14 protein-coding genes are annotated in these 14,286 nt (G+C 71.1%); 7 read left to right on the top strand and 7 right to left on the bottom strand.

All coding sequences use genetic code 11. The features are described from left to right. Positions 1-19: 19 nt before the first annotated feature. Together Q5694_RS24000 and Q5694_RS24005 are read left to right on the top strand one after the other, a co-directional pair. Positions 20-460 carry a hypothetical protein gene (locus Q5694_RS24000; protein WP_333935345.1) on the top strand — a complete coding sequence of 147 codons (441 nt, stop codon included), beginning with the start codon at positions 20-22 and terminating at the stop codon, positions 458-460. Between the two features lie 114 nt (positions 461-574). Then, positions 575-2,104 carry an FG-GAP-like repeat-containing protein gene (locus tag Q5694_RS24005; RefSeq protein ID WP_333935346.1) on the top strand — a complete coding sequence of 510 codons (1,530 nt, stop codon included), beginning with the start codon at positions 575-577 and terminating at the stop codon, positions 2,102-2,104. A 4-nt stretch (positions 2,105-2,108) separates the two neighbouring features. Here Q5694_RS24005 and Q5694_RS24010 read toward each other — a convergent pair whose 3' ends face one another. The 3 genes from Q5694_RS24010 to Q5694_RS24020 all read right to left on the bottom strand — a co-directional run bounded on the left by Q5694_RS24010 (position 2,109) and on the right by Q5694_RS24020 (position 5,957). Further along, positions 2,109-4,502 (bottom strand): HAD-IC family P-type ATPase, encoded by a 2,394-nt coding sequence (locus Q5694_RS24010; RefSeq protein WP_333935347.1) that lies wholly within the window; start codon positions 4,500-4,502, stop codon positions 2,109-2,111. A 133-nt stretch (positions 4,503-4,635) separates the two neighbouring features. After that, positions 4,636-5,481 (bottom strand): class I SAM-dependent methyltransferase, encoded by an 846-nt coding sequence (locus tag Q5694_RS24015; protein WP_333935348.1) that lies wholly within the window; start codon positions 5,479-5,481, stop codon positions 4,636-4,638. Between the two features lie 179 nt (positions 5,482-5,660). After that, positions 5,661-5,957: a DUF2530 domain-containing protein gene (locus Q5694_RS24020; RefSeq protein ID WP_333935349.1), complete on the bottom strand. Its 297-nt coding sequence runs from the start codon at positions 5,955-5,957 to the stop codon at positions 5,661-5,663. Between the two features lie 118 nt (positions 5,958-6,075). Between Q5694_RS24020 and Q5694_RS24025 the strand changes: the two genes are divergently transcribed. Continuing rightward, positions 6,076-7,527 (top strand): NCS2 family permease, encoded by a 1,452-nt coding sequence (locus Q5694_RS24025; RefSeq protein WP_333935350.1) that lies wholly within the window; start codon positions 6,076-6,078, stop codon positions 7,525-7,527. On the opposite strand, the gene Q5694_RS24030 is transcribed toward Q5694_RS24025, so the two are convergent. Then, entirely contained in the window at positions 7,497-7,730 is a 234-nt protein-coding gene (locus Q5694_RS24030) for a ribbon-helix-helix protein, CopG family (protein WP_333935394.1), read from the bottom strand. The two genes, Q5694_RS24025 and Q5694_RS24030, sit on opposite strands and share 31 nt — an antisense overlap. A gap of 149 nt (positions 7,731-7,879) precedes the next feature. Here Q5694_RS24030 and Q5694_RS24035 point away from each other — a divergent pair, with 149 nt between their 5' ends. Beyond that, positions 7,880-8,317, top strand: coding sequence for a MarR family winged helix-turn-helix transcriptional regulator (locus Q5694_RS24035; protein WP_333935351.1), 438 nt, complete (start codon positions 7,880-7,882; stop codon positions 8,315-8,317). A 27-nt stretch (positions 8,318-8,344) separates the two neighbouring features. Beyond that, positions 8,345-9,721: an MFS transporter gene (locus tag Q5694_RS24040; RefSeq protein WP_333935352.1), complete on the top strand. Its 1,377-nt coding sequence runs from the start codon at positions 8,345-8,347 to the stop codon at positions 9,719-9,721. Between the two features lie 250 nt (positions 9,722-9,971). Here Q5694_RS24040 and Q5694_RS24045 read toward each other — a convergent pair whose 3' ends face one another. Then, positions 9,972-10,493 carry a GNAT family N-acetyltransferase gene (locus Q5694_RS24045; protein ID WP_333935353.1) on the bottom strand — a complete coding sequence of 174 codons (522 nt, stop codon included), beginning with the start codon at positions 10,491-10,493 and terminating at the stop codon, positions 9,972-9,974. A 25-nt stretch (positions 10,494-10,518) separates the two neighbouring features. Here Q5694_RS24045 and thpR point away from each other — a divergent pair, with 25 nt between their 5' ends. After that, on the top strand, positions 10,519-11,091 hold the full coding sequence (gene thpR, locus Q5694_RS24050; protein ID WP_333935354.1) for an RNA 2',3'-cyclic phosphodiesterase: 573 nt from the start codon (positions 10,519-10,521) through the stop codon (positions 11,089-11,091). 293 nt (positions 11,092-11,384) lie between these two features. On the opposite strand, the gene Q5694_RS24055 is transcribed toward thpR, so the two are convergent. Both Q5694_RS24055 and Q5694_RS24060 read right to left on the bottom strand, forming a co-directional pair. After that, positions 11,385-12,377 carry an aldo/keto reductase gene (locus Q5694_RS24055; protein WP_333935355.1) on the bottom strand — a complete coding sequence of 331 codons (993 nt, stop codon included), beginning with the start codon at positions 12,375-12,377 and terminating at the stop codon, positions 11,385-11,387. Positions 12,378-12,466: 89 nt separating this feature from the next. Continuing rightward, positions 12,467-13,141 (bottom strand): GDSL-type esterase/lipase family protein, encoded by a 675-nt coding sequence (locus Q5694_RS24060; RefSeq protein WP_333935356.1) that lies wholly within the window; start codon positions 13,139-13,141, stop codon positions 12,467-12,469. A gap of 133 nt (positions 13,142-13,274) precedes the next feature. Here Q5694_RS24060 and Q5694_RS24065 point away from each other — a divergent pair, with 133 nt between their 5' ends. Continuing rightward, positions 13,275-14,246 carry a WD40 repeat domain-containing protein gene (locus Q5694_RS24065; protein WP_333935357.1) on the top strand — a complete coding sequence of 324 codons (972 nt, stop codon included), beginning with the start codon at positions 13,275-13,277 and terminating at the stop codon, positions 14,244-14,246. The last annotated feature ends 40 nt before the right edge of the window (positions 14,247-14,286 follow it).

Genomic DNA, 14,286 nt, shown 5'->3' on the forward strand with positions numbered 1-14,286 from the left:
GTGTGCCACGCTCGCTGGTATGTCAGTCGCTTCCGCGGACGATCCGCCGCAATCACCGTCAGGCCCGACCCCGCCCGTCGCGATTGAGGATTACAAATATCCCGGCGCCGACCGCATCATGGCGGAAAAGGGAATCAAATTGAAGCAGGGGGACGGTCGCATCCTGCTGGCGGAATGTGACCAAGCTGCACAACAGATCCGAGTGATGACCGTCGAGGACGGCTCGGTCGGCCGCCAGGGGACCTACTGCTTCAGAGCCCTCGGCAAGACCGGCCGCCTTACCCTCGAGCTGCCACGCGTCTTCGCGATGGAAGCGGCGGATCACCCCCTTAGTGCAGACCTCACTGCCAACGGCAAGACCACGACGGTCAACGTCCCGCAGGGAGGCTTCGAATCCGTGGGAGAAGGCACCGTAGGCGGTGCCAGGTCCGTGCTGGTCGAGTTGCGCGTGACCGGCTGACGGGGTGCCCCCGTCGCCCCGCGTGACACTCCGACTGACCCGAATGATCTCTGCAGGGCAGAGCCCGTCCTTAGGCGAGGAAACGTGACATATCCCTGTACAAGTGCCAAGCGCATGTCGTGGGTTGGTGGGGTACTGACGGTAGCTCTCGCGGCCAGCGTGCTGGGTGCGTCGACGGCGCAGCCCGTCAGCGGTGATCAGGTGGCTGACGGCGCCGACCAGTTCACCGTGAAGATCCACCTCACCCTCGGCAAGGACAACGTACGTAGTTGCTCCGGCACTCTGGTGGATCACCAATGGGTGCTCACCGCCGCCAGCTGCTTCGCCGCCGACCCTTCCAGCACCACGAAGGTCGCGGCGGGCGCACCTCCGTACCCGGCGGTCGTGACCGCCGACGGCAACCGACTCGGGCAGGCGCCGGAGAAGCAGAAGATCCTGCAGCTCGTACCGCACACGGACCGCGACCTGGTTATGGCACGTGTCGACGACCCAAGCGTCGAGAACCCGCTGGACGGCCCGTTCCCCGGCAGGGACGAGGCTGAGGTCGAGTCGGCCGCACCGGCCCCGGGCGATCAGCTCCGTACGGTCGGTTTCGGCCGTACGAGAACCGATTGGGTGCCTGAGAAGGCGCACAGTAGCGCCTTCCGTGTGGACACCGTCGACTCGACGACACTGGCGATCTCACCCACCTCCGGTGGAGCCGTGTGCCCGGGCGATGCCGGAGGCCCGGTACTCAGTGCTCAGGGCCGGCTGGTGGGCGTTGTCACGGCGGCCTGGGGTGGTGGCTGTTTCAATTCCGACGAGACGCGCACCGGGGCTGTCGCCGCCCGTGTGGACGACATCGCAGACTGGGTGCAGCAGGTGCGCATGACGCACCGTCAGAAGTTCGTCAAGGACGCCATGACGACCGCGGACTTCAACGGCGACGGTCGTACGGACGTCGCTTCCCTCATGGCGGACGACACCGTCCAGGTCTTCTACAGCCGTCCTGACGGATCACTGCAGTTCGGCACCTACCTGCCCGCGCTCGGCAACTCTCGGGTGCAGCAGATCCTGGCGGGTGACTTCACCGACAAGGCCGGCGTCGAGGTGCTCACCGTTTGGGACACAGGAGATCTGTACATGGGAAGCAGGCGCCTGCCGTTCCCCATGTGGTTGCGGCAGAAGCTGTGGACGGATGCCACCTGGAAGGAACTGCTGCCGGCAGCCGTCCTGCACAGTGCCACTCGCGGCCGCGACACTCCGGTCTTCCAGTGGCCGGATGGCTCCCTGTACAGCTACAAGAGGGATGCAGAGGGTGATCTGGTCAACCAGAAGAAGGCCATGTGGCCGGACAAGACCTGGAAGAAGGAGCGCATCGCCACAGGGGACTTCAATGGTGACGGCCGCGAGGACATAGCAGCCGGGGCAGGTGATGGGAGTCTGAGCCTCTACCCCGGCAAGGCTGACGGCACCTTCGACAAGGCCCGCTCGATGTGGCCCAGTAAGGACTGGACCAGCTACCGACCCCTGCTCAGTGGCGACTTCAACGGTGATGGCAAGGCCGACTTGGCCTCCGTCGAGTACAACGGCGATCTGCGCTGGTTCGCGGGTGACGGCAAGGGCAACTTGGCAGCCGGCAAGAGCATGTGGCCCAGACTCTGACGCGTCACGCGGGGAAGCGGCGGTCCACCCACCTCCACAGGAGTTCCAATGCGGCCGCCGCCACCGCCGCGATGCCGACGGCGGTCCACGGCATCGTCATCCCCACCAGCTTCAGCGCGAAGAAGTCCTGCAGCCACGGCACGACCAGCACCAGCAGGAACGCCCCGCCCATCGCGGCGACCAGCGCGACCCGCCACCAGGTGTAGGGCCGGGCGATGATCGCCAGCACCCACATCGACACCAGGAACAGCGTCAGGGTCGCCGCGCTGGTCTCCGCGGCCAGCGCTCCCGGCCCCGCGTAGTGCCCCCGGGCGAGGAGGTACGTGGCGAAGGTGGCCACCGCCGCGACGACCCCGCCGGGGACCGCGTACCGCATGACCCGCCGGACGAAGTTCGGCTTCGCCCGCTCCTTGTTGGGCGCGAGCGCCAGGAAGAACGCCGGGACGCCGATCGTCAGCGTCGACAGCAGGGTCAGGTGGCGGGGCAGGAACGGGTACTCCACCTGGGAGCACACGACCAGCACCGCCAGCAGCACCGAGTAGACCGTCTTGACGAGGAACAGCGTCGCCACGCGCGTGATGTTGCCGATCACCCGCCGGCCCTCGGCGACCACCGCCGGCAGGGTCGCGAAGCTGTTGTTCAGCAGCACGATCTGCGCGACCGCCCGGGTGGCCTCCGAGCCGGAGCCCATCGCCACGCCGATGTCGGCGTCCTTGAGGGCGAGCACGTCGTTGACGCCGTCGCCGGTCATGGCGACCGTGTGCCCGCGCGACTGCAGCGCCCCGACCATGTTCCGCTTCTGCTGCGGGGTGACCCGGCCGAACACCGTGCCCTCGTCGAGCGCGTCCGCCATGCCGTCCTGGTCGGCGGGCAGCCGCCGCGCGTCCACGGTGGTCCCGGACAGCCCCAGCTTGGCGGCGACCGCGCCGACCGAGACCGCGTTGTCCCCCGAGATGACCTTGGCCCGCACGTTCTGGTCGGCGAAGTAGCGCAGGGTGTCGGCCGCGTCCGGCCGCAGCCGCTGCTCCAGCACCACCAGGGCGGCCGGCTCGGCGCCGTCGCTCACACGGGGATCGTCGAAGGCCCGGTCGACGCGGGCGAGCAGCAGCACGCGCAGGCCCCGCTCGTTGAGCCGGACGGTCTCCGCGAGCGCCGGGTCGTCGTCGGCCAGCAGCACGTCCGGCGCGCCCAGCAACCACCGTCCGCTCCGCCCGCCGCCCTCGTCGATGGCGGCGCCGCTGTACTTGCGGGCCGAGGAGAACGGCAGCGCCTCGGTGCAGTGCCAGTCCTCCACGGCCGGGTACGCGTCGATGATCGCCTTCAGCGAGGTGTTGGGCCGCGGGTCCGACGCGCCGAGGGCGCCGAGCACCTTCCGCACGTACGTCTCGTCCGCGCCCGGGAGCGTGCGCAGTTCGGTGACGTCCATGCCGCCCTCGGTGAGGGTGCCGGTCTTGTCCAGGCAGACGGTGTCGACCCGGGCCAGGCCCTCGATCGCGGGCAGCTCCTGGACCAGGCACTGCTTGCGGCCCAGCCGGATCACGCCGATGGCGAAGGCGACCGAGGTGAGCAGGACCAGGCCCTCGGGGACCATCGGGACGATGCCGCCGACCGTGCGGGCGACGGAGTCGTCGAAGGCGTTCCGCTTCACGACCAGCTGGCTGATGATCAGGCCGATCGCGGTCGGGACCATCATCCAGGTGACGTACTTCAGGATCGTGGAGATGCCCGACCGCAGCTCGGACTGGACGAGCGTGAACCGGGAGGCCTCCTCGGCGAGCTGCGCCGCGTACGCCTCCCGGCCGACCTTCGTGGCCTGGAACGCCCCGCCGCCCGCGACGACGAAACTGCCGGACATCACCGGGTCACCGGGGTGCTTGACCACCGGGTCGGCCTCGCCGGTGAGCAGCGACTCGTCGATCTCCAGCCCGTCGGCCTCGACGCACACCCCGTCCACCACGACCTTGTCGCCCGGGCCGATCTCGATCAGGTCGTCCAGGACGATCTCGGAGGTGTGGACCTGCGCGGCGGACCCGTCCCGCCGCACGGTCGGCCGCACCTCGCCGATCAGCGCGAGCGAGTCCAGGGTCTTCTTCGCCCGCCACTCCTGCACGATCCCGATGCCGGTGTTGGCGAGGATCACGAACCCGAACAGGCTGTCCTGGATCGGCGCGACGACCAGCATGATCAGCCACAGCACGCCGATGATCGCGTTGAAGCGGGTGAAGACGTTCGCCCGGACGATGTCCGCGACCGACCGGCTGCTGCGCACCGGCACGTCGTTGACCTGCCCGCGCCGCACGCGTTCGGCGACCTGGGCCGCGGTCAGCCCCGTCTCGCGTGAGGTGATCGTCCCCGGCTGCGCGGAGTCGGTGCGGGCACCCGCGTCGAGATGCGTCATGCCTTCGACGGTACGTGCGGTTCTGCCGGCTCACCCGCCGAACGGGGCGAAGATCCGACCTGGGAAGGACCGGCTTCGTGCCGTGGTCGTACGGCAGTTGTACGCCGTCGCCCCGCCCGCCCGCCGCCCGGCGTCAGGTGGACCGGCGGGCGGTGAACAGCAGGTACTCCCATTCCAGGACCGTCCCGTCCTGCCCGGCCGACAGGTCGCCGTCGCGGGCGAGGGCCACCAGGTCCCGGTCGAGGGCGGCGGCGCGGTCGGGCTCGCCGGCGATGTTCCGGTAGACGGAGATGGTGGGGCCGTAGCGCTCCTTGAAGTAGTCGCGGAACGCCTCGGGCGTGGCGAAGCGGTCGACGCGGACCGTCCGGCGCTCGGCGCGCACGTCGGTGACCCGGTCGCCGAGCAGCGCGCGCACGTGGTCCTCCTCGCCCCACAGCGGGGGCGGCTGCGCACCCGGCGGGGGCGGCGGCGCGTAGGGCTTCATCACGGCGAACATCCGCCCGATGAACCCCTGGGGAGTCCAGCTCAGCAGGCCGATGGTGCCGCCGGGGCGGCAGACCCGGACGAGTTCGCCGGCGGCCCGGTCGTGGTGCGGGGCGAACATCACGCCGACGCAGGACAGCACGGTGTCGAACTCGCCGTCGCCGAACGGCAGGGCCTCGGCGTCGGCCTCCCGCCAGGTGAGCCGCGCACCCTGCCTCTCCGCCACGAGCCGTCCGGCCTCGAACAGCTCGGGGGTCAGGTCGGAGGCGACGACGTCCGCGCCGGCCAGGGCGGCCGGGATCGCGGCGTTGCCGGAACCGGCCCCGACGTCCAGGACCCGTTGGCCGGGGCCCACCCCGCACGCCTCGACCAGGATCGCCCCCAGTTCGGGGATGATCTCGGCGGCCAGGGACGGGTAGTCGCCCTGGGCCCACATCGCGCGGTGCTTGGCCTTCAGCGCACGGTCGACGTCGGCCGCGCTGTTCTGCGTCGTCATGGCTGCGCTCCTCACCGGTCGGACGGCGGTTTCGCGCCGACGGCCCCGGGCACGCCCGCCCGCCTCTCTACGAGCGTAGGGAGGAGCCGGGGGAGTGTCTCCCGGAGGGCGGAGCAGAGGTGCCTGTCCGGCCCGGAGCGGCCGGAAGCGCCACGGGCGGCCGAGAGGCCAGGGGGTGCCTATCCGGCCGGGGGCGCCTGTCCGGCCGGATGTGCCGGGGTCGCCGCCGCGCCGGACGCCGACCGCTTGATGGCGGCGTCGCGCCTGCGGACGTACCAGATGCCGATGAGGCCGAGCCCGCCGCCGGCGAGGCAGGTCCAGACCCACCAGGTGTGGCCGTGGTCGTCGAACCAGCCGTAGAAGGGCAGCTGCACCAGGAAGAGGACGAACCACAGGATCGTGCCGCCGGTGATGGTGGCGACCACGGGGCCCTCCAAGGGCTCCGGCGCCTCGTGTCGGGGGGTCCACTTCGCCATGGGGGACAGCTTACGAGGCGCTCGGGTCTACGCGCGGAGATGGCCGACCCGGGCCTCATATGTTCATACTGAAACGGTTTGTGTCTGACCACTTCTCTTCGTAGGAATCACCAAGCACATGTCCTCCTCGGCTCCCGCCAAGGTCCCCGCCCCTGATCAGCCGGGAGCCGGGCCCATGTACGGCGCACTCGACCGCTTCTTCCGGATCTCGGAGCGGGGCAGCACCCTGCCCCGCGAGGTCCGCGGCGGTCTCGCCACCTTCTTCGCGATGGCCTACATCATCGTGCTGAACCCGATCATCCTCGGCAGCGCGAAGGACATGTACGGCCACCAGCTCGACAACGGGCAGCTGGTCACCGCCACGGCCCTGACCGCGGCGTTCAGCACGCTGCTCATGGGCGTGATCGGCAACGTCCCGATCGCGCTCGCCGCCGGGCTCGGGGTCAACTCGGTCGTCGCCCTCCAGCTCGCCCCGCGCATGTCCTGGCCGGACGCGATGGGCATGGTGGTGCTGGCCGGTTTCGTCGTGATGCTGCTGGTCGCCACGGGTCTGCGCGAGCGCGTGATGAACGCCGTGCCCTACAGCCTGCGCAAGGCCATCTCCATCGGCATCGGCCTGTTCATCATGCTGATCGGTCTGGTGGACGCCGGCTTCGTCTCCCGGATCCCCGACGCCGCCCGGACGACCGTCCCGCTCCAGCTCGGCGGCGGCGGGCATCTCGACGGCTGGCCCGTCCTGGTCTTCGTCCTGGGCGTCCTGCTCACCCTGGCGCTGATCGTCCGCAAGGTCTCGGGAGCGATCCTGATCTCGATCGTCGCGATGACGGTCGTCGCGGTGGTCATCAACGCCGTGGCCACGGTGCCGAGCTGGGGCCTGACCACGCCCAAGTGGCCCGGCAACCCGGTCGCCACCCCCGACTTCGGGCTGATCGGCGAGGTCAGCCTGTTCGGCGGCTTCGGCAAGGTCGGCGTGCTGACCGGTGTGCTGTTCGTCTTCACCGTGCTGCTGTCGTGCTTCTTCGACGCGATGGGCACGATCATGGGCGTCTCCGACGAGGCGAAGCTGACCGACGGCGAGGGGCAGATGCCCGGCATCAACAAGGTGCTGTTCGTCGACGGCCTCGCGGTCGCCGCGGGCGGTGCCAGCTCCTCCTCGGCGACGACCGCGTTCGTCGAGTCCACGGCCGGGGTCGGCGAAGGGGCCAGGACGGGCCTGGCCAACGTCGTGACCGGCTCTCTCTTCGCCGTCGCGCTGTTCCTGACGCCGGTCGCCACGATGGTCCCCTCGCAGGCGGCCACCCCCGCCCTGGTCGCCGTGGGCTTTCTGATCCTGGCCGGATCGGTGAAGGAGATCGACTGGGCGGACTACACGATCGCCGTGCCGGCCTTCGTGACGATGCTGATGATGCCGTTCACCTACTCGATCACCAACGGCATCGGCATGGGCTTCATCACCTTCGCGGTGCTGCGCCTGGCGGCGGGCCGGGGCCGCGAGGTGCCGCCCGCGATGTACGCGGTGGCGGCGGTGTTCGCCTTCTACTACCTGATGCCGGCGCTGGGTCTGACCTGATCGCCGTCCTCGGAGCCGGGTGACCCGTAGAACCGCTCCGTCTCCTCGACCGCGGCCTGGAACCGCTGGTCGAAGTCATCCCGAACGAGCGTCCGGACGACATAGTCCTGGACGCTCGTTCCCCTTTTCGCGGCATGGTGCCGGAGCCGTTCGAGCAGGTCGTGGTCTATTCGCAGGCTGAGCACGCTGGTCCCCATGGCCATGAGGGTCGCGGCACCGTTCGGGGCGGTGTGTCGCATTCCGCCACCGGATCACCCGAATGAGTGATCTCGTGGCGTAGTGGCGGGGGTCACGGCCGGAGAGGTGCGTCACCGGTGGTCCTTAGCGAGAGTAATGAGTTAAACTAACGAACATGCCGGACCTCAGCCATGGCGACGACGTTGCCGCCGTGAACGCCCTCCGCTCCGCCGTGATGCGGCTCTCCCGCCGTCTCAAGCACCAGCGGGTCGACGAGTCGCTCAGCCCCACCGAGATGTCGGTGCTGGGCACCCTGTCCCTGTGCGGCCGCGCCACACCGGGCGAGCTCGCCCGCAAGGAGCACGTCCAGCCGCCGTCGATGACCCGCATCGTGGCGCTGCTGGAGGCCAAGGGGCTGGTCCGGCTGGAGCCGCACCCCGAGGACCGGCGCCAGAAGGTCGTCACCCGCACCGAGCAGGCCGAGGCGATGCTCGCGGAGAGCCGCGCCAAGCGCAACGCCTTCCTGGCCTCGCTCGCGGAGAACCTCGACGAGGACGAGTGGGCGAAACTGCGCGCCGCCGCCCCCGTGCTGGAGAAGCTCGCGCACCTGTAAGCCGTATGCACCAAGGAGGCGAACCCTTTGAGTTCGGGACCCGGAACAGCTTCCGCCCCCGCACCTGAACCCCACGACTCCCCGCCCGCCCGCGAAGCCCCCCTCTCCCGGCCCGCCCGCACGTCCTCGATGTTCTCCTCCCTCAAGGTGCGCAACTACCGCCTGTTCTTCCTGGGGCAGGTCGTCTCCAACATCGGCACCTGGATGCAGCGCATCGCCCAGGACTGGCTGGTGCTCAGCCTCACCGGCTCCTCCGCCGCGGTCGGCATCACGACCGCGCTGCAGTTCCTGCCGATGCTGCTCTTCGGCCTGTACGGCGGTGTCCTCGTCGACCGGCTGCGCAAGCGGCCCACGCTGCTCGTCACCCAGACGGCGATGGGACTCACGGCGATCGCCCTGGCCGTCCTCACGCTCACCGGCCAGGTCCAGGTCTGGCACGTGTACGTCGCCGCCTTCGCGGTCGGCCTCGCCACGGTCGTCGACAACCCCGCCCGGCAGTCCTTCGTCTCCGAGCTGGTCGGCCCCGGCCAGCTGCAGAACGCCGTCAGCCTGAACTCGGCGAACTTCCAGTCCGCCCGCCTGGTCGGCCCGGCCGTCGCCGGCCTGCTGATCACCGGCGTCGGCACCGGGTACGCCTTCCTCCTCAACGGCCTGTCCTTCGTCGCACCCCTCGCCGGGCTGCTGCTGATGCGCGCCCGCGACCTGCACGTCGCCGAGCGCGCCCCGCGCGGCAAGGGGCAGCTGCGGGAGGGCGTCCGCTACGTCACCGGCCGCCCGGAGCTGATCTGGCCGATCGTCCTGGTCGGCTTCGTCGGCACCTTCGCCTTCAACTTCCCCGTCTACCTCTCCGCCTTCGCGGACGACGTCTTCCACGCGGGTGCGGGCGCCTACAGCATGTTCAACACGCTGATGGCCGTCGGCTCCGTCGCGGGCGCGCTGCTCGCGGCACGGCGGGGCACCGCCCGGCTGCGGCTGCTCATCGTGGCGGCGATGGCCTTCGGCGCGCTGGAGGTGCTCGCGGCGACGACCCCGGCACTGTGGATGTTCGCCCTGCTCATGGTCCCGCTGGGGCTGTTCGGCATGACGGTCAACGTCACGACGAACACCGCGATCCAGATGTCCACCGACCCGGCCATGCGCGGCCGCGTCATGGCCCTCTACATGATGGTCTTCCTCGGCGGCTCCCCGGTCGGCGCCCCGATCGTCGGCTGGGTCACCGACACCTACGGCGCACGCGTCGGCCTGGCCGCCGGCGGCGCGGTGGCGGCCCTCGCCGCGGCCGTCATCGGCCTGATCCTGGCCCGCGTCGGCAACCTCCGCCTGTCCGTCGGCTGGCACCGCGGCCACCCGACGGTCCGTTTCGTCCCCCGGGAACGACGGGAGGAGCTGGCCCCCGCCGCATAGGCCCGTCGGTCCCGGGGGAACGCGCCGGTCTCCAGCACGATCCCGGCCGCGGTGCCCGTCAGGTCGATCCGGTACCCGAGGGCCGGACTCGGCTCGCCCCGGTCCTCGCGATCCTGTCGTCGAGGACGGTCATCGTGGCGCCCCTCCCCGGCCGTACCCGCGGTCGGATCGGACCGGCAGCGCAGGACGGCATGCGCACGGTGACCGGGACACACCCCGTACTCGCGCGCCGGGGCCCGTGGCCCGGCGCCTACAGCCGGCGGGCCAGGAGCCGGCCGGGCCAGCGGTGCTCACCGACCGTGAAGGCCTCGGCGCGGGTGAAGCCCTGGGACTCGTAGTAGCGGACCAGCCCGCCGTCGTGCCCGGCGTAGCAGTCCACCCGCAGGAGGGAGACGCCGGCGCGGCGGGTCTCCCGCGCCGCGTGGGCCAGCAGGGCGCTGCCCACGCCGCGCCCGCCGAAGCGGCGGTCGGTTGCCAGCCAGCGGATGTAGCGCTCGGGCTCACCGGGCGGCGGCAGGTGGGACAGGGACGCCCCGGGCGACTCGGCGAGGGTGAGGGTCCCGGCCGGCCTTCCGTCCACGTCGGCCATGTACACGCTGTGCTCGTCCAGCGAGCGGCGGACCGACTCCACCGTCCCCGGGTTCTGCGACAGCGGCTTCGTCCCCCACTGCTCCGTGCGGCCCTGCGCGACCAGCCACTCCACACACCCGTCGAGCATGCCGAGTATCGCCGGGACGTCGTCCGGGCCGCCGTCCCTGAGGGTGATCTCCACGGGCTCATGATGCCAGGGTGGACCCATGAGACTCTTCGCGGCGGTGCTGCCTCCCGATGACGTGGTGCGTGAACTCGGTGCCCTGGTCGACGAGTTGCGGAGCCGCCCCGGTGCCGACCGGATGCGCTGGACCGGCCGCCCCGGCTGGCACTTCACCCTCGCCTTCTACGGCGAGGTCGACGACGCCCTCGTGCCCGCGCTGTCGGACCGGCTGGAGCGCGCCGCGCGGCGGACCGCGCCGTTCCCGCTGGCCGTGCGCGGCGGGGGCCAGTTCGGGCACGGCAGAGCCCTGTGGGCCGGGGCCGGGGAGGACGTGGCCGCGCTGCGGCTGCTGGCCGAACGGGCCGAGGCGGCGGCGCGGAAGGCCGGAGTGCCGCTGGGGGAGCACCGGCGGTACAAGGCCCACCTGACCGTGGCCCGCAGCCGGGAGGCGAGGGACGTACGGCCGTACGTGGACGCCCTGGCGGCGTTCGGCGGCCGGACCTGGACCGTGGAGGAGCTGACGCTGGTGCGCAGCAGGCTGCCGGTGTCGGGGGTGCCGGGCGAGCAGCCCCGCTACGAGGCGGTCGGGCGCTGGGCGCTCGGCGGTGCCGGTTAGGCTCGGTGGCGTGGACCCGAAGACCCGCAACCGGATCATGGCCGGTGTGCTCGTGCTGATGTTCCTCGTCGTCGCCCTGGCCTCGGTGCTCGGGAGGTAGACCGGCGGGGAACCGCGGACGCCTGCGCTCCGGCGACGGGCCGGTGGGCGGCGTGCGACACGGTTCCCCGCGGGCCTGTGCGAGCGGCACGGCTCTTCGGGTGCCCCGCCAGGCGGGCCTGCCAGGTGCCCTGCCGGGCGGGTTCACCACGTGCCCTGCCGGGCGGCTTCACCACGTGCTCTGCCGGGCGGACCTACCAGGCGAAGGCCTCCGGGGAGGGCCCCGGACCCGGGAAGATCTCGTCCAGCCCGGCCAGCAGCTCCTGGGACAGTTCCAGTTCGACCGCGCGGACGGCGGAGGCGAGCTGCTCGGCGGTACGCGGGCCGACGATCGGGCCGGTCACGCCGGGACGGGTGAGGAGCCAGGCCAGGGCGGCCTCACCGGGCTCCACCCCGTGCTTGTCGAGCAGGTCCTCGTAGGCCTGGATCCGGGCCCTCTGCGCGGGGTCGGCGAGCGCGTCGGCCGCCCGGCCGGAAGCGCGGCGCTTGCCCTCGACCTCCTTCTTGAGGACACCGCCGAGCAGGCCGCCGTGCAGCGGGGACCACGGGATGACGCCGAGGCCGTAGTCCTGCGCGGCCGGGATGACCTCCATCTCGGCCCGCCGCTCGGCGAGGTTGTACAGGCACTGCTCGCTGACGAGGCCGATGGTCCCGCCGCGCCGGGCGGCGATCTCGTTGGCCTGGGCGATCTTGTAGCCGGGGAAGTTGGACGAACCGACGTAGAGGATCTTGCCCTGCTGGATCAGGACGTCGATCGCCTGCCAGATCTCCTCGAACGGGGTGTCCCGGTCGATGTGGTGGAACTGGTAGAGGTCGATGTAGTCGGTCTGCAGCCGCTTGAGGGAGGCGTCGACGGCCCGGCGGATGTTGACGGCGGAGAGCTTGTCGTGGTTGGGCCAGGCGGGGCCGTCGGCGCCCATGTTGCCGTAGACCTTCGTGGCGAGGACGACCTTGTCGCGACGCCCGTCACCCTTGGCGAACCAGGTGCCGATGATGCTTTCGGTACGGCCCTTGTTCTCGCCCCAGCCGTACACGTTGGCGGTGTCGAAGAAGTTGAGGCCGGCGTCCAGCGCCGCGTCCATGATGGTGTGACTGTCGGCTTCGTCGGTCTGCGGGCCGAAGTTCATGGTGCCGAGGACGAGTCGGCTGACCTTGAGTCCCGTGCGTCCGAGCTGCGTGTACTCCATGGTGCCCAAGCCAACGTCTTGGAGTGCGCTCCAGGCAAGCACGCGCAGGGCGTCAGGGGCGAGTCGGGGGATCGGACGATCACCGAGGGTCAGGACCCGTAGGGCCCGCCCAGGTCCCACCCCTGGTGCATGGCCGCCGCGAAGGCCGCCGCGATCTTGTGCTCGCCGCTCGCGTTGGGGTGCGTGCCGTCGTAGGTGTCGGCGGAGACGTCGTACGAGGGCGGGGAGGAGGCCAGGAGGACGGGGGAGCCGGGCTCGTCGAGGTCGGCCGCCGTCTTGGCGAGGAGTTCGTTGAAGCGGGCGACCTCGGTGGCGAAGGCCTCGTCCGTCCGGGCCCGGATGTTCGGGGTGACCGGCAGCCACACCATCCGCACCCGGCGGTTGGCGGCCCGTGCCTCGCGGGTGAAGGCCCGGACGTTCTCGGCGGTCTGCTCGGCGTTCGTGTAGAAGCCCAGGTCGATCAGGCCGAGGGAGACCAGCAGGACGTCGGCGCGGCCGGCCCGCACCGCCTCGCCGATCAAGGGGGCCATGTGCAGCCAGCCCTCGCCCCAGCCGGCCAGGTGGGCACGGGGGAAGTCGGGTTCGGCGTACGCGTACGAGGTCGGGGCGTCGGTGAGCTTGTCGTAGAGCGTCTCGCGGGGGCCGACCAGGGTGAAGGGGCCGCCGTGGGAGCGGCACAGGTGCTGCCACATCCGGTAGCGCCACGTGTGTTCGCCCGCGCTCCCGATCGTCATGGAGTCACCGACGGGCATGAACCTGAGCATCCGCTCATCATGGACGATCGCCGTGCGCCGCGGGATGTGAGTCGGGCCACGCACCCGCCCGCGACCGCCCTCCGCAGTCCCCCGCTCCGGTTCCCCGGCGCTGAACGGCCGGGCGGGGTGGCAGGCTTGGGGCATGCGCAGATCCTTCGCCCTCCTCGCCGCGGCCCTCGTCACGGGCGCGCTCGCCGTGCCCGCCTCCGCCGCCGACGGGGACGGGAAGTTCACGATCAAGGATCCGCGCATCACCGAGTCCAGCGGCCTGGCGGCCTCCCGGCAGCACCCCGGCATCTACTGGACGCACAACGACAGCGACGACGGGGCGTACCTGTACGCCGTGGACGGTTCCACCGGCGAGACGGTGGCGACGATCACGATGTCCGGTGTGGGCAGCCCGCGGGACGTGGAGGCCGTCTCGGTCGGGCCGGACGACCAGCTCTACGTGGGCGACATCGGCGACAATCTCGGTGGCACCTGGCCGTACGTGTGGATCTACCGGCTGCCCGAGCCGAAGGAGCTGACGGACCGGACGATCCGGGCCACGCAGTACGTCGTGAAGTACTCCGACGGACCCCGCGACGCGGAGTCCCTGGTCGTGCACCCGAAGACCGGGCGGGTCTACATCGTCGACAAGAACGAGAAGGGCGGCCACCTCTACGAGGGCCCGGCGCGGCTGTCCGCGTCCGGGTCCAACACCTTCCGCCCCGTCGCGGCCGTCCCCGACCTGGAGGCCACGGACGCCACGCTCTCGCCGGACGGCGAACACCTCGTCGTGCGCAGCTACTTCGGGTCGATCGCGTACGACTGGAACGGCGGGCGGATCAAGCGCGAGAAGCGGCTCGGGGTGCCGTTCCTCGGGCAGGGCGAGTCGGTCACCTACACCGCCGACGGCACGAAGCTGATGTACGGGGCCGAGGGTGCCGACAGTCCGGTGGAACCGCAGGACGCACCCGGGGGTCAGGGCTCCGACTCGCGTGCGGGCGAGGGGGGTTCTGCCGCGTCCGGCGGGGGTGAGGGGCTGAACGGGAATCTGCGGACGGGCGTGATCGCCGCGGGCGCGGCCCTGGTGGTGGTCGTCGCCCTGCGGAAGCTGAGGCGCCGGCCTTAGGGCCTGTCCGACGATTCCCTCCTGCCTCCGGGCGACGGCG

Source organism: Streptomyces sp. AHA2, from assembly GCF_036857595.1.
Taxonomy (GTDB): domain Bacteria; phylum Actinomycetota; class Actinomycetes; order Streptomycetales; family Streptomycetaceae; genus Streptomyces.

Coding starts and splice junctions, on each gene's coding strand:
- Q5694_RS24025 (WP_333935350.1), top strand. CDS start 6,076: ATGTCCTCCTCGGCTCCCGCCAAGGTCCCCGCCCCTGATCAGCCGGGA.
- Q5694_RS24000 (WP_333935345.1), top strand. CDS start 20: ATGTCAGTCGCTTCCGCGGACGATCCGCCGCAATCACCGTCAGGCCCG.
- Q5694_RS24015 (WP_333935348.1), bottom strand. CDS start 5,481: ATGACGACGCAGAACAGCGCGGCCGACGTCGACCGTGCGCTGAAGGCC.
- Q5694_RS24030 (WP_333935394.1), bottom strand. CDS start 7,730: ATGGCCATGGGGACCAGCGTGCTCAGCCTGCGAATAGACCACGACCTG.
- Q5694_RS24055 (WP_333935355.1), bottom strand. CDS start 12,377: ATGGAGTACACGCAGCTCGGACGCACGGGACTCAAGGTCAGCCGACTC.
- Q5694_RS24035 (WP_333935351.1), top strand. CDS start 7,880: ATGCCGGACCTCAGCCATGGCGACGACGTTGCCGCCGTGAACGCCCTC.
- Q5694_RS24010 (WP_333935347.1), bottom strand. CDS start 4,502: ATGACGCATCTCGACGCGGGTGCCCGCACCGACTCCGCGCAGCCGGGG.
- Q5694_RS24005 (WP_333935346.1), top strand. CDS start 575: ATGTCGTGGGTTGGTGGGGTACTGACGGTAGCTCTCGCGGCCAGCGTG.
- Q5694_RS24060 (WP_333935356.1), bottom strand. CDS start 13,141: ATGCTCAGGTTCATGCCCGTCGGTGACTCCATGACGATCGGGAGCGCG.
- thpR (WP_333935354.1), top strand. CDS start 10,519: ATGAGACTCTTCGCGGCGGTGCTGCCTCCCGATGACGTGGTGCGTGAA.
- Q5694_RS24065 (WP_333935357.1), top strand. CDS start 13,275: ATGCGCAGATCCTTCGCCCTCCTCGCCGCGGCCCTCGTCACGGGCGCG.
- Q5694_RS24020 (WP_333935349.1), bottom strand. CDS start 5,957: ATGGCGAAGTGGACCCCCCGACACGAGGCGCCGGAGCCCTTGGAGGGC.